The 1,095-nt window shown below is 33.3% G+C and carries 3 protein-coding genes and 1 pseudogene; 2 read left to right on the forward strand and 2 right to left on the reverse strand.

Features of this window, described 5'->3' with window-relative positions; all coding sequences use genetic code 11:
- Positions 1-257, reverse strand: a pseudogene (locus F885_RS19970) (replication initiation factor domain-containing protein); the annotation flags it as partial.
- Complete coding sequence (locus F885_RS19965) at positions 257-508, reverse strand: hypothetical protein (protein ID WP_005311584.1); 252 nt, start codon at positions 506-508, stop codon at positions 257-259. The pseudogene F885_RS19970 and the gene F885_RS19965, both read right to left, overlap by 1 nt.
- A 104-nt stretch (positions 509-612) precedes the next feature.
- Between F885_RS19965 and F885_RS19960 the strand changes: the two genes are divergently transcribed.
- A complete protein-coding gene (locus F885_RS19960) occupies positions 613-807 on the forward strand; it encodes a hypothetical protein (protein WP_005311586.1) in 195 nt (64 codons plus the stop codon).
- Positions 807-1,064 carry a hypothetical protein gene (locus tag F885_RS19955; protein ID WP_005311588.1) on the forward strand — a complete coding sequence of 86 codons (258 nt, stop codon included), beginning with the start codon at positions 807-809 and terminating at the stop codon, positions 1,062-1,064. Before F885_RS19960 ends, F885_RS19955 begins: the two co-directional genes overlap by 1 nt.
- Positions 1,065-1,095 lie beyond the last annotated feature (31 nt).

A 1,095-nucleotide genomic window follows, 5' to 3' on the forward strand; every position in this document is an offset into this window, starting at 1 on the left:
CTTTCCTTTGTGTTTTCTTTGTTTTTGATTGTTTTTTGAACTGGTTTTTCTTCATAGCGAATTTGAGCAGCTTCCACTCTGTCCAGCCATGATTTTTGTTGATCTTGGGTAACGAGGTTTAACTCGAAGTATGATTTGATGAAGATACGCATCTTGTTCAAATCTGATTGAAGTGCTTTCTGTGAGATCGGCTTTTTATTCTCGAATTTAGTTATGCGTTGTTCCAGAGAATCAACAAGTTTCTGAACATGTTCCATTAGCACTCACCCTCTAAATATTCCAATATTTCAGCGTTTGATTTTTTATAAGTATCTAAATACGCATCTATTTTTGTGTAGTCATACGACCAATCAGCAGCCACCAAAGCCAACTGCTCTAAACAGCGTTCTGTAGGAATTGCGGGAACACATGCCTCTAAACAAGCATTTCCATGCTCTGAAACGATTTTAGCCACCTCATTAAAAGCTGCCTGTATGAATTCTTGTCGGTCTAAGAAAATTATATTCATTGTAATAAATCACAAATTATATTTAATGTGAAAAATAACATCTAATAAATTACAACGCAATATGTCATAAAATATAAATCACAAAACACAGGATTTATTGCGCCATGGCTACAACGATCAGACTTAGAGATGAAGAGGAAGAAATGCTAAAAGAAGTAGCATTGGAAATGATGATTGAGAAAAAAATAAGAATTAAAGAATCTGATGTAATTCATACACTTATAAGAAAGTATTTAAAAGATATTAAAACAGCAGACGTTATGAAATACAGAGCTGAAGTACTAGGAAAGGATGACTAATGATAAAAGTAATTGCAGGTGTATTGCTAATAGCAAGCACCTCTACCCTTGCAGCAAAAGCTGAATATAGATTTTACATAAAGTACAACATTGAAAATAAAAGAATTATTTCAATAAAAGCTGAAAAGAATACACCAGCAGACATACAAGAAAAGTGCACAGAAGAATTATTAAAAGGAAATGCATCAAAGCTTTTAGAAGGAGCAGCAAAAGGGAAAATTGGGACCGTCAACCTAACTTACTTCTGTAGTCGCTGAAATCGCATAATATCCTATTATGTTAAATAAA

Origin of the sequence: Acinetobacter higginsii, assembly GCF_000369845.1 — a bacterium.
Classification (GTDB): Bacteria; Pseudomonadota; Gammaproteobacteria; order Pseudomonadales; family Moraxellaceae; genus Acinetobacter; species Acinetobacter higginsii.

Excerpts from the sequence above, each read along its gene's own strand:
- F885_RS19955 (WP_005311588.1), top strand. The coding sequence starts at position 807 with ATGATAAAAGTAATTGCAGGTGTATTGCTAATAGCAAGCACCTCTACC.
- F885_RS19965 (WP_005311584.1), bottom strand. The coding sequence starts at position 508 with ATGAATATAATTTTCTTAGACCGACAAGAATTCATACAGGCAGCTTTT.
- F885_RS19960 (WP_005311586.1), top strand. The coding sequence starts at position 613 with ATGGCTACAACGATCAGACTTAGAGATGAAGAGGAAGAAATGCTAAAA.